Below are 19271 nucleotides of genomic sequence, written 5' to 3'. Positions count from 1 at the left end.
AAGGAAATCGCCGTGTCTGACAGTCCGGACGCCGTTGCCGGCGAGACGAACGCGGGGAGTGCGGGCGGCCTCGGCCTCTCTGTCCCGGCCGGGGCCCCGGCCGGGCACCGCGGTCACCCGGTCGGGGGCGCGAGCAACCGCGACTGGTGGCCGAACCAGCTCGACCTGAGGATCCTCCGGAAACACCCCGCCATGGCCGACCCCATGGGCGAGGACTTCGACTACGCCGCGGAGTTCCGGACGCTCGATCTCGACGCCCTGGCGCGGGACGTCGACGAGGTGCTCACGACGTCGCAGGAGTGGTGGCCGGCCGACTTCGGCCATTACGGGCCGCTCGTGATCCGGTTGGTGTGGCATTGCGCCGGGACGTACCGCATCGACGACGGCCGCGGTGGCGCGGGCGCCGGCATGCAGCGTTTCGCGCCGCTGAACAGCTGGCCGGACAATCGCAACCTCGACAAGGCGCGCCGGCTGCTCTGGCCGGTGAAGAAGAAGTACGGCCGCAAGGTTTCCTGGGCCGACCTGATGGTCTTCGCGGGCAACCGCGCCCTGGAGACGATGGGCTTCACGACCTTCGGCTTCGCCGGCGGCCGGGCGGACGTCTGGGAGCCCGACGAGGACGTGTACTGGGGTCCCGAGCGCGCCTGGCTCGGCGACGAACGCCACGGCGGCGTCCGGAAGCTGGAGAGCCCTCTGGCCGCCTCTCAGATGGGCCTCATCTACGTCAACCCGGAGGGACCGAACACCGTTCCGGACCCGCTCACCGCGGCCCGGGACATCCGCGAGACGCACCGGCGCATGGGGATGAACGACGAGGAGACCGTCGCGCTGATCGCGGGCGGCCACACGTTCGGCAAGACCCACGGCGCGGCCGACCCGGACGCCCACCTCGGCCCCGAACCCGAGGGCGCCCCCCTCGAGGAGCAGGGCCTGGGCTGGAAGAGCGGCTACGGCACCGGAAAGGGCGCGGACGCCATCTCCAGCGGGCTCGAGGGTACGTGGACACCCACCCCGACGAGATGGGACAACAGTTTCTTCGAGACGCTGTTCGGCTATGAGTGGGACCTGGAGCTGAGCCCCGCCGGTCTGTGGCAGTGGATCCCGAGAGAGGGCGGCGGAGCCGGTACCGTGCCGGACGCCCACGACCCCTCGACGACACACGCCCCGACGATCCTGACGACGGACCTCGCGCTGCGGCTGGACCCGGTCTACGAGCCGATCTCGCGGCGCTTCCTGGAGAACCCGGACCGGCTCGCGGATGCGTTCGCCCGGGCCTGGTTCAAGCTGACGCACCTCGACATGGGTCCGAGCCGGCGCTACCTCGGACCGCTGGTCCCCCGGGAGACACTGCGCTGGCAGGACCCGGTCCCCGCCGTGGACCACGAGCTCGTCGGGGCGGCGGAGATCGCCGCGCTCAAGAGCCGGATCCTCGCCTCCGGGCTGTCGGTCTCCCAGCTCGTCTCGACCGCGTGGGCGTCGGCCTCGACGTTCCGCATCAGCGACAAGCGCGGCGGGGCGAACGGCGCGCGCATCCGCCTCGAGCCGCAGCGGGGCTGGGAGGTCAACGACCCCGACACGCCGGCACAGGTGCTGCGCACCCTGGAGGGGATCCAGGAATCCTTCAACAGCTCCCAGACCTCCCGGACCGGGGACAAGAAGATCTCGCTGGCCGACCTCATCGTGCTCGGCGGAGCAGCCGCCGTCGAGCAGGCCGCCAGGACCGCCGGCCATGACGTCCAGGTCCCCTTCACCCCGGGACGTACGGACGCCACGCAGGAGTGGACCGATGCGGAGTCCTTCGCCCCGCTCGAGCCGACCGCGGACGGGTTCCGCAACTACCGCGGCGAGGGCAACCGGCTGCCGTCGGAGCACCTGCTGGTCGACCGCGCGAACCTGCTGAACCTGAGCGCGCCCGAGATGACCGTCCTCGTGGGGGGCCTGCGGGTGCTGGGCGCCAACTACCGGCAGTCACCGCTGGGCGTCTTCACCTCGGCGCCCGGGTCGCTGACCAACGACTTCTTCGTGAATCTGCTCGACACGGGCACGGAATGGAAGCCGACATCCGCGGCCGCGGAAACCTTCGAGGGTCGCGACCGCGCCACCGGCGAGGTCAAGTGGACCGGTAGCCGCGTCGACCTCGTCTTCGGCTCGAACTCCGAACTGCGTGCCGTCGCGGAGGTCTACGCGAGCGACGACGCACGGGAGAAGTTCGTGCAGGACTTCGTCGCCGCGTGGGACAAGGTCATGAACCTCGATCGGTACGACCTCGCTCGACCCTCCGTCGGAGCCCGGATGCCGGGAGAGGCGTCGTGACCGGTCAGCCGGTGTTGATCGGCGACGATCGATCGGAGCGACTGCCGGCCCCGGCGCGACGCGGTGCAGCCCGGCTCCTCCCAACGGTGGCACATCCGGTACGAACGGTAGCCGGTCGCGGACGAACGGCATGAGCCGGTCCGAACCGGCGCTCACCCTTGTTGCGGTGATCCGCCCAGCGTAGCGTGCTTCTTGAATACCGATTCTTCGCCCTTTCCGGTGTGATTCATCTGAGATAGCGCACCCTTTGACTACCGATTACAGCTGGACAGCGGACGACGCAAAAGAAGCAATTTCGAGGTCAATTCGGAGAACATTTTTCCGGGCGGAGGTGGAACCGGTCGCGGCGTGCCGCCGTCAGCGCGGCAAATGCGAAGTGGACACAGAGATTCGGGACGAGGAGAGTGAAGCCCCGATGACGACCGCGCAGGAGCGAGTCGACCTGCTGAACAAGATCGGGTTGGCCGCACAGAACAAAGCAGCACTGGGTCAAGTGCTGGGAACCGGAAGCATTGGGCAGGCCACCGAGGGATCGGATGGCCGCATGCAGGCCACCATTCGCATCAACCCGGATGAGCTGATCTGGGATCCCTCTATTCTGGTCATGCCCCACGGAGGCGATATCGAGCTCGAGCTCGTCAATGACGACCTGAACACGCACTGCGCGCTCCTGCCGAGCAATGGCGACCGGAAGTTCATCTGGTTGGTGAACCATTCGCGAGGACGGGCGACCCTCAACCTCGACGGGCCCGGCTACTACTGGTTCGGCTCGCCCACGGGCAATGACGAGGGCCGGGGGCTGACCGGGGCCATCGTCGTCATGGGGGACGCTCCGCCGGAGGCTCGCCTCGACCGCCCCGAACAGCCGCAGCCGTAGAAAGGAGGAAGCAATGACCGTCGCATACGTGGACGCGGGTGAGGCTGTCGACCAGGGAAACCTGAGCGGCAAGGTCGCGGGCGGGGAGCTCGCGCCGCCGGTAGTGGCCGGCGTCGACTACGAGCGCATACTCAATGCCCGCGAGGAACCCCAGAACTGGCTCACCTACTACGGCGCCTACAACGGGCAGCGGTACAGCCCGCTGGATCAGATCAACACGGAGAACGTCAAGCGCATCGTCCCCGCGTGGATCTTCCAGGCCGGCACGACCGGCCTGATCGCGGGCGCGTCGACCTACTCGTTCGAGGCCGCCCCGGTCGTCGTCGACGGGGTCATGTTCCTCTCCGGCTGGGACGGCTGGGTCTGGGCCCTTGACGCGAAGACGGGTGTGGAGATCTGGCGGTACAAGCATGCGGTCCCCTTCGACGTGTCCTTGTGCTGCGGGAACGTGAACCGTGGGGTCGCCGTGGCTCAGGGGAAGGTCTTCTTCGTCACGGCGAATGCTCGTGTGCTCGCGCTCGACGCCACCACCGGCAAGCGGGTCTGGGACAGGACCTACGGAGACGTCCGGGCCGCGGAGAGCGCCACGGTCGCCCCGCTGGTCGTGAAGAACATGGTCATCGTCGGGAGTTCCGGCGGTGAGTTCGGCGTACGCGGCCACCTCGACGCGTTCGACCTCGAGACCGGCGAGCACCAGTGGCGCTGCTACACGGTGCCCAAGCCCGGGGAGCCCGGCTCGGAGACCTGGCCCGCCGACGGCGAGGCCTGGGCACGGGGCGGGGCGAACTGCTGGATCACCGGCACCTTCGACCCGGAGACGAACCTGCTGTACGTCGGCACCGGCAACCCGGCGCCCGACTTCGACGGAGGCGTCCGCGAGGGCGACAACCTCTTCACCGACAGCGTCATCGCCGTCGACGTGGACAGCGGCCAGATCCGCTGGCACTACCAGTGCACCCCGCACGACCTGTGGGACTACGACAGCATCGCCGAGTGCATCCTGTTCGAGCAGGACGGGCGCAAACTGCTCGGGCACTTCGACAAGAACGGCTACTTCTTCGTCCTTGACCGCACGAACGGCGAGAGGGTCCGGATCACCCCCTTCGTGGACCGCATCACCTGGGGCGCGATCACGAGGGACGGCCAGGTGACGGCCAAGGTGTACCCGGACAAGGAGGGAGAACCGGTCCACTTCTACCCGGGCCCGGCCGGCGCCAAGGAATGGACCCATGCGGCCTACAGCCCGAAGACCGGGCTCTTCTACGTCCCGGTCCAGGACACCGGCGCCACGGCCACCCGGCGGCGCCGGGAGTTCAAGGAGAGCATTCCGTACTGGGGCGCGGGCGTTCAGGTGGACATCGAGGACATGGCGGGGTCCATCAGCGCGTTCGACGCCGACGGCGAGGAGAAGTGGCGCTGGCGCAACGAACTCCCGATGTGCGCCTCGGCGCTGGCCACCGGCGGTGACCTGGTGTTCGCCGGTGAACCCTCCGGGGAGTTCAACGCGCTCGACGCCCGCACCGGGGAGCTGCTGTGGCAGTTCCAGTGCGGAAGCGGCCACCACAGCAACCCGACCACCTACATGGTCGACGACAGGCAGTACATCGCCGTGCCGGTCGGTTGGGGCGGATGGGCCGAGGGGTTCCTCCCCGGCATGCTCGGCGCGGGGCACGGAAGCGCCCTGATGGTCTTCGCCCTCCCGGAATCGTCGTAGTGCGTGACCGGAGCCTGCCGCAATGCGGACCGTGAGGAGGTGAATCCATGGAGTCCCAGCTCCCGGTGTGGGAGACCCCCGAGTTCGACGAGATCGGAGTCGCGGCCGAGGTGACCATGTACGTCGCTCGGTTGGAGGACGAGTGACGCGGGGCGGCGCCGGACCCGGTCCGGCGCCGCCCGAGGGCTCGGGACGGCCACGGACGGCCGGGCCGGTGACGGACCCGGCTCCTCGATGAACGGAGTGCCGGCGTGTTGCTGCGGGTGCTGGGCTCGGCGGCGGGGGGCGGCTCCCCGCAGTGGAACTGCGGCTGCCCGGTGTGCGCCGCGGTCCGCTCCCGGCCCGGCCTCGCGCGCACCCAGTCGTCGGTCGCGGTCAGCGCCGACCACCGCCGGTGGTTCCTCGTCAACGCCTCGCCCGACGTCCGTACCCAGATCGAGGCCTTCCCCGGCCTGCACCCGCACGACGACCGGACGACGCCGCTGGAGGCGGTGCTGCTCACCGACGCCGAGCTGGACCACACGCTGGGCCTGCTTCTGCTGCGCGAGGCCCGCGCCCTGCGGCTGTACGCCACGCCGGCGGTGCGCGAGACCCTGTGTACCGGCTCGGGGATTCTGCGCACGCTCGAGCGCTACTGCCCGGTCGAGTGGCGGGCGGTGAGCCCCGGCACCGACCTTGCCCTGGCGGACGGGCTGTCCTGCCGGGCGTTCGACGTGCCCACCGTCAAGCGCGATCGGTTCGGATCCGGTGTGGACCACGGCCGCGTCGTGGGCTACCGGCTGACCGACGAGCGCAGCGGGGGGACGCTGGTGTACCTGCCGGGGGTGCAATCGCTGACGCCGGCGCTGCGCGTGGAGATCAAGGGCTGCGCATGCCTGCTGATCGACGGGACCTGCTGGCGCGACGACGAGCTCGTACGGCTCGGACTGGCCGGCAGGACGTCCCGGGAGATGGGCCACCTGCCCATCGACGGCCCGGACGGCAGCCTGGCGCAGCTCCCGTCGCTGGGCGTGGGGCGGACGGTCTTCGTGCACATGAACAACACCAACCCGGTCCTCCTGGAGGACACGCCCGAGCGGCGTATCGTGGAGGAGAGCGGCATGGAAGTGGCCATGGACGGCCTCGAGGTCCAGGTGTAGAGCCGTGATGACGACAACCACGAGAACCGGTGCCGACGCCTTCGTCGAGACGTTGCGGGCCCACTCGCGCCAGTACCACGACCAGCATCCGTTCCACGTCCGGATGAACGCCGGCAGGCTGAGCCGCCGGCAGATCCGGGGCTGGGTGGCCAACCGCTTCTACTACCAGGAGAACATCCCCCGCAAGGACGCCGCGATCCTCTCCAACTGCCCCGACCCCGAGGTCCGCCGCCGCTGGACCCGACGGATCATCGACCACGACGGCACCGCCGCCGGCGAGGGCGGTATCGAGGCGTGGCTGCGCCTCGGCAAGGCCGCCGGACTGACCCGCGAGGAGGTCCGGGACCACCGGCACCTGGTACCCGGGGTGCGGTTCGCCGTCGACGCCTACGTGAACTTCGCCCGGACCCGCCCGTGGGTGGAGGCGGTGGCGTCCTCGCTCACCGAGCTGTTCGCGCCCGACCTGATGGCGGCGCGGCTGGCCGCGTTCGAGCGGTGGTACCCGTGGATCGACCCCGAGGGCCTCGCCTACTTCCGCGCCCGCCTGGAACAGGCCCCCCGCGACTGCGAGCACGCCCTCGAGGTGGTCACCGCGCACTGCCTCTCCGCCGAGTCCCAGGCACGCGCCGTCGACGCGCTGTCGTTCAAGTGCGACGTCCTGTGGAGCCTGATGGACGCCATCGACCAGGCCTACCCGGAGTGACCACCATGGACCCGACCCCTACCGGAACGACCCGGACCGGAACCGGGGCCCGGCCCGGCGTCGGGGTGTCCGGCTCGGACCGGCCCCGGTTGGCGCGCCATGTCCGGCTGACCTTCTCCCGGACCAGGCAGCGTCAGACCCTGCAGCTCCCCGAGACGGTGGTGGTTCTGAACGGCAGCGGCGCGGACATCCTCGAGCTGTGCGACGGGCGGCACACCGTGGCCGAGATCGTGGCCGAGCTGGGCGCGCGCTACCGGACCGTCCCCGACGACGAGGTGCGGCAGTTCCTGACCCGGCTCGTCGCCCGGCGCTGGGTGGAGCTCTCCGATGGATAGCCCGTTCGGATTGCTCGCCGAGCTCACCTACCGCTGCCCGCTGGCCTGCCCGTACTGCTCCAACCCGCTGAACCTGGCCGGCTACCAGGACGAGCTGACCACCGACGAGTGGCGGCGGGTGCTGGCCGAGGCCGGTGAGCTGGGGGTTCTGCAGTGCCACCTGTCCGGCGGGGAACCGCTGCTGCGGCGCGACCTGGTGGAGCTCGTGGCGGAAGCCCACGACCTGGGCCTCTACACCAACCTCATCACCAGCGCCCTCGGACTCTCGCGTCCGAGGGCCGAGCAGCTGCGGGCCGCCGGCCTGGACCACGTGCAGATCAGCATCCAGTCCGACGAGCCGGCCGTGTCCGACCGGATCGCCGGGACCCCGTCCTTCCAACGCAAGATCGAGGCGATGGGCGTGGTCAAGGAGCTGGGCTGGCCGCTCACCGTGAACGTGGTGCTGCACCGGCTCAACATCGACCGCGTCGCCGACGTGCTCGGGCTGGCCGAGGAGGTGGGCGCCGACCGGGTGGAGCTGGCCAACACCCAGTACTACGGCTGGGCCTGGCGAAACCGTGACGCGCTGCTGCCGAGCCGGGCCCAGCTCGAGGCGGCCGAGGTCGTTGTGCGGGCCGCCCGCGAGCGGTTGCGGGACCGCATGGACGTCATCTACGTCCTCCCCGACTACTACAGCCGCTACCCGAAGCCCTGCATGGGCGGCTGGGCCTCCCGGCAGCTGACCGTGACGCCGAACGGCGACGTCCTGCCCTGCCCCGCCGCCCAGTCCCTGCCGTTGCCGCGGGCCAGCGTGCGGGAGGACTCGCTGGAGCGGATCTGGGCCGAGTCCCCGGTGATGACCGCGTTCCGGGGGACGGACTGGATGCCGGAACCCTGCCGGAGCTGCCCCCGGCGGGAGCTGGACTTCGGAGGGTGCCGCTGCCAGGCGTTCCTGCTCACCGGCGACGCCGCCCGCACCGACCCGGTCTGCCACCTGTCCCCCGACCACGACCTGGTCGCCCGGGCGGTCGAGGCCGCCAACGCCGACCCGCGGGCCGACGGTCTTCCGCTGATCCCCCGCCCGCACCGGGTTCGCCGGCCGACCCGCTCCCGGGATTGAGTGAGCGGGCTAGCCGAACACGAACGGCAGCGCCACAGCAGCGATGATCAAGGTGACCCCGCTCAGCAGGTCCGAACGGATCCGGATGAGACGCGCCGCGGCCCGCCCGAGCCGCAGCCCGATCAGCGACATCGCCGCCGTCATGACACCGAAGACGGCGGCCGAGAACCACGGCGAGAGCCCGAGGATCCCCAGGCTCGCTCCGGCGACCAGGTTGTCCAGGCTCAGCGTCAACGGGATGCCGAACAGCGCCCATGGGTGGTCCAACTCGTCCGGCTCGGAGTTGCGAAGGGCCGAGATGACGAGGTACAGACCGTACCCGCCGAGCGCGGCCGCGCCCACCAGCTCGGCGACGCCCCCGACGGCCTCCCCGATCTGGCGACCGATCAACAGCCCGACAAGGGGCATGACCGCGTCCCACAGCCCGAAGGTCAGCGCGACCTGCACCGCGCGCTTCAGACCGAATGGGACGGTGCCGAGCGCGATCGATACCCGGAAATTGTCAAGACTGAGTACGAAACCCAGGACCAGAATTTCCCAGATCATGGCGACGTCGCTGCCCGATGACGCCCGACGCGAGCAGGCACGATTCCGCCTCGGCTGACATTCGCCATGCTAAAGACGATATCTCAGATGATCCGTGAAATAAACCCGTTCAGCCGATTTCCGGAAGTTTCTCGACACTCCTCGCCCGACGGTGGTCCGCTTCCAGAAACGCTCCCGCATCGACGGAAATCCGCCGGAGCCAGGAGCCGACCCCGGACGAGCCGGCGGTCCCGGACAATGGACTCGTAGGATCCCACCCTTGTCGTTCACCTTTTCAACATTCGACCATGCGTCGCGAACTCCATCCCGGACAGTTGTTCAGAACAGTTCGGGATGTTGCTTACTGATGTGTTCCCCAGGAGAAGCGTCAGCAATTCCGCACCCACACGGAGGGACCAATGCCACTTGCTTGAGCCAAGGCGATCCCATGGGCGAGAGCTTGCGAGTGATCAGCTGGGGCACTGGTGCCGAGAAACCCCCATCCGGCATACGAATCAACGGGCGGTCGGCCCCTTCGGGAAGGATCTCGTCGCGGCCGTGGGCGGTGGCGCGGGTCGTGCCCGGCAGCGGCACAACCCGCCGGGGAAGCTCATTCCCGGGTAGCAGATCAATGGCAGACGAGTCGGGCTGTACGCCGGGTTCCGTCTCGATGAGTTCCGCCCGGAATCCCTCCGGCGGGTCGGGAACGACGAACCAGTCCAGCAGGAGCTTCTCCGAGCTCGGGGTGTAGGTCAGCACGATGCGGCGCCTCCCTTTCACTCATTCGCCAGGCTGAGGCCCGCAGGGGGCACTCCGAGTGACATGCGGTTCCTTTTACTCGACCGCGTTCGCTTGACCCTGTCGCGACGTCAACGTCTCTACTGGGGGCATGCGGATCGGAGAACTCGCCACGGCCGTCGGTGTCACCACGCGGACCGTGCGGCACTACCACCATCTGGGGCTGCTGCCGGAGCCGGAGCGGCGGGCCAACGGGTACCGGGACTACACGCTGCGGCACGCCGTCGTGCTGGCGCGGATCAGGCGGCTGACCGAGCTGGGGCTCGGGCTGGCCGAGGTGCGGGACGTGCTCGCGGACGACGCCGGCAAGGACCTCGTCGAGGTGCTGACCGAGCTGGACGAGGACCTGGCGCGGCAGGAGGCGGCGGTCCGGGAGCGTCGGGCGCGGTTGCGGGCCTTGCTGGAGACGGAGGGCGGGCTGACCCCGGAGGGGCCGGTCTCCCCCGAACTGGCCACGATCTTCCGGGAGATGCCGGACGTGTCGGGCTCACCCATGGCCGCCAAGGACCGGGAGGTGCTCGCGCTGATCGAGACGACGGCGACCCCGGAGGAGCGGGAGCGGTTCATGGGTCTGTTCAGCGGTGCGATGGGCGCGCCGGGCGGGGTGGAGCGGGCGCTCGCCGCGTACGCGCTGCTCGACGCGCTCGCCGACGCCGCATCGGACGATCCCCGGGTGGACGAGGCCGCCCATGCCCTCGCCGCGTGTCTGCCGGCCGGTCTGCTGCCGGAGGACGCCGTCATCGACCAGGACGACAGCTTCCTGCGCGCCCTCTACGCCGACTTCGCCCCCGCCCAGGCGGAGGCGATCCGCCGGACACTGCGGATCGCCATGGAGGGCGGGCGGTCATGAAGGCCGTCAGGGGCGGCTGGGTTCTCGCCCGGCACGAGCTGCGGCTGATGGTGAGCCTCGTGCTGTGGCTGGCGCGGCGGACGCATGGCGTCGGGGGCGGGACGGCCTTCGGGTACGCGCGGGGCCAGGGCGCGGTCATGTTCGGGTTCGCTTTCGTGTGCGTGGTCGAGACGGTGGCGTTGTCCGTGCTGCTGCTGGACTGGCCGACCGTTCACGCGGTGGTGCTGTTCCTGGACGTGTACACCGTCGTGTTCGTCGTCGCGCTGCATGCGGCGGGCGTCGTACGGCCCCATGTGCTGGACCCGGACTCGGGCACGCTGCGGATCCGCCGGGCCGTCCACGTCGATCTGCGGATACCGCTGGAGCGGATCGCCTCCGTACGGCGTGAGCTGCGGATGAGCCATGAGCGGGCCGACGGGGAGCTGAACGTCGAGGTCGGTGCGCAGACCACGGTCACGCTGGAACTCACGGAGCCGGTCACCCACGTCACCTTCTTCGGGCGGCGCCGGGACGTGTGCGTCGTACGGCTCCACGCCGACGAACCCGATGCCCTGGTCCGGGCGCTGGCGGCGGGGCGGTGGGCCGCTCGGGCGTAAGGTCCGGCACCGTACCCTGGCGGCTGAGTTCTACCGTGAGGAGTAAACGCGTGCTTGTCCTGCTGCCGCCGTCCGAAGGCAAGGCCGCTTCCGGCCGCGGCGCCCCGTTGAAGCCGGAGTCCCTGTCGCTGCCGGGGCTGGCCGGCGCCCGGGAGGCCGTTCTCGCCGAGCTGGTGGACCTGTGCGCCGCCGACGAGGACAAGGCGCGCGAGGTGCTGGGGCTGAGCGAGGGGCTGCGGGGCGAGGTCGCGAAGAACCTGGAACTGCGGACCGCCGGGGCCCGGCCCGCCGGGGAGATCTACACCGGGGTGCTGTACGACGCCTTGGACCTGGCCTCCCTCGACCCGGCCGCCCGGCGCAGGGCCGCCCGCTCGCTGCTGGTGTTCTCCGGGCTGTGGGGCGCGGTCGCGGTCACCGACCGGATTCCCTCCTACCGCTGCTCGATGGGCGTACGGCTGCCGGGGCTCGGGGCGCTGGGCGCGTACTGGCGTACGCCGATGGCCTCGGTCATGCCGGAGGCGGCGGGCAGCGGTCTGGTGCTGGACCTGCGGTCGGCCGCGTACGGGGCGGCGTGGAAGCCGAAGGGGGAGGTGGCCGCCCGTACGGCGACCGTGCGGGTGCTGCACGCGCCGACCCGGAAGGTGGTCAGCCACTTCAACAAGGCGACCAAGGGGCGCATCGTCCGCAGTCTGCTGACGGACGGGGCCGCGCCGGAGGATCCCGCCGCGCTGGCCGAGGCGCTGCGGGATCTCGGGTACGTGGTGGAGGCGCGGGCGCCGGGCCGTGCGGGGACGCCGTGGGCGCTGGACGTGCTGGTGGACGAGGTGCACTGACAACCACCGAGAACCTTGCGCGTTGCATTCTCCGCAACACCCTTTGCGCAGGGTGCTTCGCCGCGGGCAGGATGTCGCCATGAGCTCACCCCTGCCCTCCGCTCCCCTGCCCCCGTCGGCCCCCGCCTCCGCTGCCACCGCCGCCACCTCCTCCGTCCTGGATCTCGCGCCCGTCATACCGGTCGTCGTGGCCGAGGACGCCGCCGACGCCGTGCCGCTGGCGCGGGCGCTGGTCGCCGGCGGGCTGCCCGCGATCGAGGTGACCCTGCGGACACCCGCCGCGCAGGACGCCCTCCGCGCGATCGCCGCCGAGGTGCCGGACGCGGTGGTCGGGGCCGGCACGGTGATCACGCCGGGGCAGGTGCACGAGGTGGTGGCGGCCGGGGCGCGGTTCCTGGTCAGTCCGGGCTGGACGGACGTCCTGCTGGAGTCGATGCGGGCGTCCGGGGTGCCGTTCCTGCCGGGGGTGTCGACGGTCTCGGAGGTCGTGGCGCTGCTGGAGCGCGGGGTGCGGGAGATGAAGTTCTTCCCGGCACAGGCCGCGGGCGGCACGGCGTATCTGAAGGCGATCGCCGGGCCGCTTCCGCAGGCCCGCTTCTGTCCGACCGGAGGGATCGGCCCGGACTCCGCGCCGGACTATCTCGCGCTGGAGAACGTCGCCTGTGTCGGCGGGAGCTGGATGCTCCCGGCGGACGCGGTGGCGGCGCGCGACTGGGCGCGGATCGAGCGGCTGGCCCGTGCGGCGGCGGGGCTCAGCGCAGGTGGGACGTCTCGTTGAACAGCCGGACGCTGGCGTTGCCGTCGGCGTAGTACGCCACCGCCGAGAGCGAGGCCGCCGACAGTTCCATCCGGAACAGGGCCTCGGGCGGGGCGCCCAGGGCGAGCCGGATCAAGGTCTTGATCGGTGTCACGTGGGTGACGAGCAGGACCGTGCGGCCGGCGTACGCGGCGGTGAGCTTGTCCCGGGTGGCGGCGACCCTGGTCGCGGTCGCCTCGAAGCTCTCGCCGCCGCCGGTGGGCTCGGCGTCCGGTGAGGAGAGCCAGGCGTTCAGGTCGTCGGGGTGGCGTTCGCGCACCTCGCCGAAGGTGAGGCCCTCCCACGCGCCGAAGTCGGTCTCGCGCAGCCCTTCCTCCACGCTCACCTCCAGGCCGAGCCGGGCGGCGACGATGCCGGCGGTCTCGCGCGTGCGGGCGAGGGGGGAGGCGACGACGGCCTGGACGGTGCCGCGCCGGGCGAGCGCCTCGGCGGTCCTCTCGGCCTGCTCGCGGCCGGCGTCGGAGAGGGAGGGGTCGCTGCCCCCGCTGCCGGAGAACCGCTTCTGCGGAGTGAGCGGTGTCTCGCCGTGCCGGAGGAGTACGAAGGTGGCCGGCGGTCCCATGTCGGCGGGCGCCCAGCCCGAGGAGGGGGTGGCGGCCGACGCCGGCTCGGGACCGCGGGCGGCGGCGGCCCCGGTGCCAGGGGCGGCCACTGCCTGCGCGGCCCGCAGGTCGGCGGTGTTCTTCCCGTCGGGGGCGTCGCCCGCGCCGGCTCCGACGCCACCGGCTCCCCGCACGCCCGACTCCGTTCGAGCAGGGGAGACCCCAAGTTCGCCCCGCCGCCCCGCGTCCATCGCCTCGTTCGCCAGGCGGTCCGCGTGCTTGTTCCGCTCGCGCGGAATCCACTCGTACGTGACCCGGTCCGGCGGGAAGACGCGTGCCGCCTCGGCCGCCAGCGGCTTCATGGCGGGGTGCTTGATCTTCCAGCGGCCCGACATCTGCTCGACGACGAGTTTGGAGTCCATCCGGACGTGGACCGCGGCCTGCGGGTCCAGCTCGCGGGCGGCCCGCAGGCCGGCCAGCAGGCCCGAGTACTCGGCGACGTTGTTCGTGGTGGTGCCGAGGTACTCGGCCGCCTCCGCCAGCGTCTCCCCCGTCGCCGCGTCACTGACCACGGCCCCGTAGCCGGCGGGTCCCGGGTTGCCCCGCGATCCGCCGTCCGCCTCGACGATGAACTCCCGCACCGGGAAATCTCCTCGGATCTCCTTGGATTCCTACAGTCCCGAATCCGACGTGCGGACCAGGATGCGGCGGCAGTTCTCGCAGCGCACCACGGTGTCGGGCGCTGCGTGACGGATCTCGTTCAGCTCGGTGATGGCGAGTTCCTGGCGGCAGCCCTGGCAGCTGCGGGCGTACAGCTTCGCCGCACCGACGCCGCCCTGCTGCTCGCGCAGCTTCTCGTACAGCTTGAGCAGGTCCGCGGGGACGGAGGCGGCGACGACCCCGCGCTCCTTGGTGATCGTGGCCGTCTCGCCGTCGATCTCCGCACAGGCCGCGTCCCGGCGGGCGGTCGCGTCGTCGATCCGCGACTGGACGGAGGTGACGCGCTCGGCCAGTTCGCCGACCCGCTCCTGCGCGGACTCACGGCGCTCCATGACCTCCAGGACGACGTCCTCGAGGTCGCCCTGGCGCTTGGCGAGGGAGACGATCTCGCGCTGGAGGTTCTCCAGGTCCTTGGGCGAGGAGACGGCGCCGGAGTCGAGGCGCTTCTGGTCGCGGGCGGCGCGCTGGCGCACCTGGTCCACGTCCTGTTCGGCCTTGGTCTGCTCGCGGGCGCAGTCGCTCTCCTCGGTCTGCGCGGCCACGTGCAGGTCACGCAGCTGGGTGAGGTCCCGGGTCAGCGACTCGATCTCGGCGTGCTCGGGGAGCGACTTCCGCTTGTGCGCGAGCTGCTGGAGGCGGACGTCGAGATCCTGGAGGTCGAGGAGTCGGATCTGGTCGGCGGGCTCGGCGTTCAGTTGGGGGCTCCCGATGTATCGGTGTCGGAAGGGGCGCGCGAAGCGCTCCTTGGAAGGGTGGTGGCGGGCGACGGGTGGGCGGACGGCGCATGGGCGGTCCAGGGGTCGGTGACCGTGGCGGAGACGTGGACCCGGAGGCCCCATCCGTGACGGTCGGAGATCGTGTCGAGCTGGGCCGCGGCCAGTTCGCACCAGGGCCACTCGGTGGCCCAGTGTGCCGCGTCGAGCAGCGCGGGAGGCCGGCCGACGGCGTGCTCCGCCGCGAACTCCGATGCCGGGTGGTGGCGCAGGTCCGCGGTGAGGTAGGCGTCCACGCCGGCCCCCCGGACATGGGCGAAGAGGCTGTCGCCGGAACCGCCGCTGACCGCGACCGTGCGCACGAGCGCCTCGGGGTCGCCGGCGACGCGGATGCCCTGCGCGGTGCGGGGCAGGCGCTCGGCGGCGCGGGCGGCGAGCTCGCGGACGGTCAGCGGGTGGTCCAGTTCGCAGACGCGGCCGAGCCCGCGGCGGCCCTCGGGGTCCGTGGTGTCCGGCACCAGCGGCCGGACGACGCGCAGGTCCAGGGCGCCGGCCAGGGCGTCGCTCACACCGGGGTCGGCCGTGTCGGCGTTGGTGTGGGCGACGTGCAGCGCGATGCCGTTCCTGATGAGCGCGTGCACCACGCGGCCCTTGGAGGTCGTGGCCGCGACGGTGGTCGTGCCGCGCAGGTAGAGCGGGTGGTGGGTGACGAGCAGGTCGGCGCCCAGCTGCACCGCCTCGTCGACGATCTCCTGGACGGGGTCCACCGCGAACAGGACCCGGCCGACCTCCTGGTCGGGGTCGCCCGTGACGGTACCGACCGCGTCCCAGGACTCGGCCCGCTCGGCGGGCCACAGGGTCTCCAGCGCGGTGATGACTTCAGACAGACGGGGCACATCGCAAGGCTACCTGCCCGTATGGCGCGGTAGTACCGGAGCGGGTACGGGAACCGCGCCCGCCCCGGCCAGCACATACGCCTCCGCTTCCTCGGGCGAATCGTTCCTGGAACACCCTTATGTGTGAAGCGGAGTCCGGTGGGTCTCCCGTCCGCGCGTACGAAAACTACGTTCGTCGCCGGAGGTGACCGAACGATGACAACGATGACGATGCGTGCGACCGAGCCTTCCACGGGCCGGGAGGCTCCGGATCACGGGGTCCCGGGTCTCGGGGCACGGGTCTCGGGGTCCGGGGTCATGGGGTCTCGGGTCACGGGTCACGAGGACACCGGGCACGAGGAGAGGACGGCGGTGGCGGTGGCGGCGCCGCCGGGCTGCGTCCTCAGCGCCGACGGTTCGTACGGTGCACGCCTCGCCCGCGAGGGCGACTTCCTGTTCCCGGAGCGCTGGACCCTGGACGGCCCCGAGCCCTACGCGGTGCCGCTGCGCGCCGGCCAACCCGAGGAGCCCGGCACCGAGGTACAGCCCATGGGCGACGGGCGGGTCCTCATCCGCCGACCGGTGGACGGGAGGCACGCGTTCTCCCTGCTGTACCCGACCGGTCCCGGCACCGGCGAGGTGACGCTCGGCGCGGTCGCATGCCCGGACGGGGGGACCCGGCTGCGGCTCCTGCCGCCCGTGCCGTGCGGGCAGCGGGCGTACGCCGTCGCCGTGGGCCCGCGGTCGACGGCCCTGTGGCTGGTGGCGGGCGGCGCCTTCGGGCCCGAGCGCGTCGCCGAGATCCCGGGCCGCTGCTCGGGCGGGGTGTGGCTGGACCGCACCGGCCGGATGCTCTCCCTGGACCGGGAGGCCGGCGGGCGCACCAAGGCGGTCGTCGTGGACCTGGAGCGCGGGGGCGAGGTGTCGCCGCTGCTGCAGATCGCCGAGGAGAGCGACGACCGGGTCCTGCTCGCCGACCCGGACAGCGGCCTGCTGCTGATCCGCTCGGACGCGCCCTCGCCGGGGCAGGACCGGCTGGGCTGGGGGGTGCTGGGCAGCACGCTGCCGGTGCGCTTCCCCTCCTGCCTGCGGCCGGCGGACTGCGCGGTCACGCCGTTCGCGATCCAGCCCGGCCAGGCGCTGACGCCGGAGGGGTGCGCGGTGGCGCTGCGCGTGGACGGGCCACTCGGCAGCTGGGTCGGGGTGTGGCGGCCGGCCCAGCGGCAGCTGCACCATCTCCCGGCGCCCGAAGGATGGTTGACCGGCACCGGACTGTGGACGGCGGACGGGGTGCTGCGCCTGCCGTGCGCCACCCCGGCGATGCCGTGCGGGGTGGCCGTGCTGAACCCGCCGGGACTGGGACGGCAGCCGGAGCGAGACCGGGAGGAGGACCGGGAGGAGGACCGGGAGAACTCCTCCGCGAGGCCCGAACAGCCTTCTCCGGAAGGGGAGTCCACGACTCCGGCCGGACCGGCCGCACCTCGTCCCGTCCCCCTGCAACAGGCGCCCCTGGGACGGCTTGTAACGAAGTAGTGGCGGTCGGCGTGGCCGCCTGGATTCGCCCCCTGTTCCCCCGGTTAAACTCGCCCGGCTGTAGGAAAGATCATGTTTACGGGGTGAGTTCCTTCCGATGAATGATGCGAGCACCAACCAGCCACGGACCGTCGACGGCGGGCAGATCGCCGTCGGACACGGCAAGCACCGCGGACCGGTGTCCCGGCAGGACACCACGACGGCCCCTCGTGGCCGCCACCGGAGGCCTGCCGGCGAGAACGAGCACGTGGAGACGGCTGCCTGACGTCACGTCGGGCACGTACTCGGGTACGCGCTCAGGCGCCGAGTGGACAGCTGATCGGCCCCGTTCGTCGTGGACGAACGGGGCCGATCCGTGGCCGCGTCCCTGCCGTCGGGCACAACGAGCGGTTGTCCGTCGATGCCCACGGCGGCGCGCGTGGCCGGGCTCCCCTCGGCCTGTGAGCCGGCTGGTTCAGGAATGTGCGACGACCGTGTCGGCGAGCACGGGCGCGTCGCCTCTCTCGACGGTGCTCACGGCCACCCGCACCTCGCCGCCGTCACCGTCACTGTCGCCGTCGGCACCACCGTCACCGCTGTCGCCGCCGCGCCACATGCGGATGCGGAGTGTCTCGCCCGGGTACACGACCCCGGCGAACCGGGTGGTGTAGCCGCGGACACGGGTGACGTCCCCGTCGAGCAGTGTGTCGACGACCGCCTTGAGCGTCATGCCGTAGGTGCACAGTCCGTGCAGGACGGGCCGCTCGAACCCGGCGCGCTTCGCGAAGCCGGGGTCGGCGTGCAGGGGGTTCCGGTCGCCGGAGAGGCGGTAGAGCAGGGCCTGGTCCTCCCGGATCGGCCGCTCGACGGTCCGGTCCGGCGGCCCGGCGGGCGCCTCCCGTCGGAGGGACGGTCCGCGGTCGCCGCCCCAGCCGCCCTCGCCGCGTACGTAGATCTGCGCGTCGCCGGTCCACAGCGGGCCGTCGGCGTCGGCGACGTCGGTGCGCATCACGAGGACGGCCGCCTTGCCCTTGTCGTGGACCGCCGCGATACGGCTGGTGGTGGAGGCGGCGGTGCACTCGGCGGGCAGGGGACGGTACAGGGTCAGTGACTGGCCGCCGTGCAGGACGTGGGCGAGGTCGACGTCGACGCCGGGCATCGACAGTCCGCCGATCACCCCCGGGGATCCGGCTCCCGCGACGGTGGCGAAACTCGGCAGGACGTGCAGCCCGGACTCCAGGGTGTAACGCAGTTCGTCGGGGTCGGTGGCGGGGACGCCCGCGCCGATGCCGAGGTGGTAGAGCTGGACGTCCTTGTGACTCCAGGAGATTTCGCCGATCCGGGGTTCCGCGGCGAGCGCCTTGGCTGCGTCGATGGGCATGGGTCTCCTGATCGCCGGAAGGACGCCGGGCTCGAAGACCTCGGCGGGGCCCCGGTACGGCCGTCCGTGCCGTCGGTCGCACCAGGGTCGTCACGGGCCGCGGGGACCCGCCGGTTGCAGAACGCGTTCCCGCACGGCGTCCCCTGTATAGCCCAGTCCCCGACCGTTGCGAAGACTCCCACGTCGAGTGGACCATACGCCCTGACAGGGACATACCACCCCATCCGTCCTAAGCTTCCTACGTGAACGAGATGCCCGCGGACCACCGGCCCGCCAAGTCCGTACGGGTCCTGCTCGCGGAGGACGGCGGGACGGCGCACGGGGCGCTGGCCCTACTGCTCCGGATGGAGCCGGACCTCGAGGTCGTCGCCCAGGTGGCGGCGGGGGACGAGATCCTGGACGCGGCGCTCACCCACCGCCCCGACGTCGCCCTCCTGGACATCGAACTGCCCGGCATGAGCGGCCTGGACGCCGCCGCCGTGCTGCGCGACCAGGTGCCGGACTGCCGGGTGCTGATCCTCGCCACGTCCGGCCGCCCCGGCCATCTGCAGCGGGCCACGGCCGCGGGGGCCGCCGGTTTCCTGGTCAGGGACGGTTCGGTGGACGAGCTGGCCTCGGCGATCCGCCGGGTGCTGACCGGGGAGACGGTGATCGACCCCGTCCTGGCCGCCGCGGCCCGGAGCGCGGGCCCTCCTGCCCTCACCCCCGAGGAGTGCGCCTCCCTCCATGCCGCGGCGAACGGCACACCGCTCGCCGACCTGGCCGCCCGGCTCCACCTCTCCGAGGCCGCCGTCACCGCCCACCTCGCCGGCGCCCTCGCCAGGACCGGCACCTCCCACCCCACGGAGGCCCTGCGCGAGGCCCGCAGACTGGGCTGGGTCTGAGACGGCCGGTCGGTCGGTCAACTGCCCGGCCGGTCGGATCCCTCC

General features: G+C 71.7%; 21 protein-coding genes. 15 read left to right on the top strand and 6 right to left on the bottom strand.

Features of this window, described 5'->3' with window-relative positions:
* Positions 1-12: 12 nt before the first annotated feature.
* From katG to pqqE, 8 genes are all read left to right on the top strand, one after another.
* Positions 13-2313, top strand: a complete 2301-nt coding sequence (gene katG, locus ACIF80_RS06585; protein ID WP_399800182.1) for a catalase/peroxidase HPI — start codon at positions 13-15, stop codon at positions 2311-2313.
* Between the two features lie 415 nt (positions 2314-2728).
* Positions 2729-3190, top strand: a complete 462-nt coding sequence (locus ACIF80_RS06580) for an MSMEG_3727 family PQQ-associated protein (protein ID WP_399800179.1) — start codon at positions 2729-2731, stop codon at positions 3188-3190.
* Positions 3191-3203: 13 nt separating this feature from the next.
* On the top strand, positions 3204-4904 hold the full coding sequence (locus ACIF80_RS06575; RefSeq protein ID WP_399800176.1) for a PQQ-dependent dehydrogenase, methanol/ethanol family: 1701 nt from the start codon (positions 3204-3206) through the stop codon (positions 4902-4904).
* A gap of 47 nt (positions 4905-4951) precedes the next feature.
* Positions 4952-5050, top strand: a complete 99-nt coding sequence (gene pqqA / locus ACIF80_RS06570) for a pyrroloquinoline quinone precursor peptide PqqA (protein WP_055626326.1) — start codon at positions 4952-4954, stop codon at positions 5048-5050.
* A gap of 105 nt (positions 5051-5155) precedes the next feature.
* Positions 5156-6043 (top strand): pyrroloquinoline quinone biosynthesis protein PqqB, encoded by an 888-nt coding sequence (gene pqqB, locus ACIF80_RS06565; RefSeq protein ID WP_399800172.1) that lies wholly within the window; start codon positions 5156-5158, stop codon positions 6041-6043.
* 4 nt (positions 6044-6047) lie between these two features.
* On the top strand, positions 6048-6746 hold the full coding sequence (gene pqqC / locus ACIF80_RS06560; RefSeq protein ID WP_399800169.1) for a pyrroloquinoline-quinone synthase PqqC: 699 nt from the start codon (positions 6048-6050) through the stop codon (positions 6744-6746).
* Positions 6747-6751: 5 nt separating this feature from the next.
* Positions 6752-7081, top strand: coding sequence for a pyrroloquinoline quinone biosynthesis peptide chaperone PqqD (gene pqqD, locus ACIF80_RS06555; protein ID WP_399800167.1), 330 nt, complete (start codon positions 6752-6754; stop codon positions 7079-7081).
* Positions 7074-8180, top strand: a complete 1107-nt coding sequence (gene pqqE / locus ACIF80_RS06550) for a pyrroloquinoline quinone biosynthesis protein PqqE (RefSeq protein WP_399800164.1) — start codon at positions 7074-7076, stop codon at positions 8178-8180. Before pqqD ends, pqqE begins: the two co-directional genes overlap by 8 nt.
* A gap of 9 nt (positions 8181-8189) precedes the next feature.
* On the opposite strand, the gene ACIF80_RS06545 is transcribed toward pqqE, so the two are convergent.
* Positions 8190-8726 carry a manganese efflux pump MntP family protein gene (locus tag ACIF80_RS06545; protein ID WP_399800162.1) on the bottom strand — a complete coding sequence of 179 codons (537 nt, stop codon included), beginning with the start codon at positions 8724-8726 and terminating at the stop codon, positions 8190-8192.
* Between the two features lie 318 nt (positions 8727-9044).
* The gene (locus tag ACIF80_RS06540; RefSeq protein ID WP_399800160.1) at positions 9045-9464 is read right to left on the bottom strand and encodes a hypothetical protein; all 420 of its coding nucleotides are present in this window, start codon (positions 9462-9464) and stop codon (positions 9045-9047) included.
* A 130-nt stretch (positions 9465-9594) separates the two neighbouring features.
* On the opposite strand from ACIF80_RS06540, the gene ACIF80_RS06535 reads away from it, so the two are divergent.
* The 4 genes from ACIF80_RS06535 to ACIF80_RS06520 all read left to right on the top strand — a co-directional run bounded on the left by ACIF80_RS06535 (position 9595) and on the right by ACIF80_RS06520 (position 12560).
* Positions 9595-10353 (top strand): MerR family transcriptional regulator, encoded by a 759-nt coding sequence (locus ACIF80_RS06535; RefSeq protein ID WP_399800157.1) that lies wholly within the window; start codon positions 9595-9597, stop codon positions 10351-10353.
* Positions 10350-10949, top strand: a complete 600-nt coding sequence (locus tag ACIF80_RS06530; RefSeq protein WP_399800154.1) for a hypothetical protein — start codon at positions 10350-10352, stop codon at positions 10947-10949. Before ACIF80_RS06535 ends, ACIF80_RS06530 begins: the two co-directional genes overlap by 4 nt.
* 50 nt (positions 10950-10999) lie before the next feature.
* On the top strand, positions 11000-11782 hold the full coding sequence (gene yaaA / locus ACIF80_RS06525) for a peroxide stress protein YaaA (protein WP_399800152.1): 783 nt from the start codon (positions 11000-11002) through the stop codon (positions 11780-11782).
* 79 nt (positions 11783-11861) lie between these two features.
* Positions 11862-12560 (top strand): bifunctional 4-hydroxy-2-oxoglutarate aldolase/2-dehydro-3-deoxy-phosphogluconate aldolase, encoded by a 699-nt coding sequence (locus tag ACIF80_RS06520; protein ID WP_399800149.1) that lies wholly within the window; start codon positions 11862-11864, stop codon positions 12558-12560.
* Here ACIF80_RS06520 and ACIF80_RS06515 read toward each other — a convergent pair.
* Genes ACIF80_RS06515 through ACIF80_RS06505 form a run of 3 tightly spaced genes read right to left on the bottom strand, consistent with a single transcriptional unit; the run spans position 12535 to position 15470 of the window.
* Complete coding sequence (locus ACIF80_RS06515; protein WP_399800146.1) at positions 12535-13782, bottom strand: bifunctional RNase H/acid phosphatase; 1248 nt, start codon at positions 13780-13782, stop codon at positions 12535-12537. The genes ACIF80_RS06520 and ACIF80_RS06515 overlap by 26 nt on opposite strands.
* Before the next feature lie 30 nt (positions 13783-13812).
* Positions 13813-14556 carry a zinc ribbon domain-containing protein gene (locus ACIF80_RS06510; protein ID WP_399801203.1) on the bottom strand — a complete coding sequence of 248 codons (744 nt, stop codon included), beginning with the start codon at positions 14554-14556 and terminating at the stop codon, positions 13813-13815.
* On the bottom strand, positions 14553-15470 hold the full coding sequence (locus tag ACIF80_RS06505) for a Nif3-like dinuclear metal center hexameric protein (RefSeq protein ID WP_399800143.1): 918 nt from the start codon (positions 15468-15470) through the stop codon (positions 14553-14555). Before ACIF80_RS06505 ends, ACIF80_RS06510 begins: the two co-directional genes overlap by 4 nt.
* A 195-nt stretch (positions 15471-15665) precedes the next feature.
* Between ACIF80_RS06505 and ACIF80_RS06500 the strand changes: the two genes are divergently transcribed.
* Both ACIF80_RS06500 and ACIF80_RS06495 read left to right on the top strand, forming a co-directional pair.
* Positions 15666-16982: a hypothetical protein gene (locus tag ACIF80_RS06500; RefSeq protein WP_399800140.1), complete on the top strand. Its 1317-nt coding sequence runs from the start codon at positions 15666-15668 to the stop codon at positions 16980-16982.
* A 97-nt stretch (positions 16983-17079) separates the two neighbouring features.
* Positions 17080-17247, top strand: a complete 168-nt coding sequence (locus ACIF80_RS06495) for a hypothetical protein (RefSeq protein ID WP_399800138.1) — start codon at positions 17080-17082, stop codon at positions 17245-17247.
* Between the two features lie 189 nt (positions 17248-17436).
* Here the strand turns inward: ACIF80_RS06495 and ACIF80_RS06490 are convergent, their stop codons facing one another.
* Positions 17437-18342, bottom strand: coding sequence for a MaoC/PaaZ C-terminal domain-containing protein (locus ACIF80_RS06490; protein ID WP_399800135.1), 906 nt, complete (start codon positions 18340-18342; stop codon positions 17437-17439).
* Between the two features lie 251 nt (positions 18343-18593).
* On the opposite strand from ACIF80_RS06490, the gene ACIF80_RS06485 reads away from it, so the two are divergent.
* Positions 18594-19226: a response regulator gene (locus tag ACIF80_RS06485; RefSeq protein WP_399801200.1), complete on the top strand. Its 633-nt coding sequence runs from the start codon at positions 18594-18596 to the stop codon at positions 19224-19226.
* Positions 19227-19271 lie beyond the last annotated feature (45 nt).

This window comes from Streptomyces sp. NPDC085927 (assembly GCF_044540975.1).
In the GTDB taxonomy this organism is placed as follows: domain Bacteria; phylum Actinomycetota; class Actinomycetes; order Streptomycetales; family Streptomycetaceae; genus Streptomyces; species Streptomyces hirsutus.
Note: the sequence above shows the minus strand (reverse complement) of the source record. Positions and strands in the feature narration are given on the sequence as shown.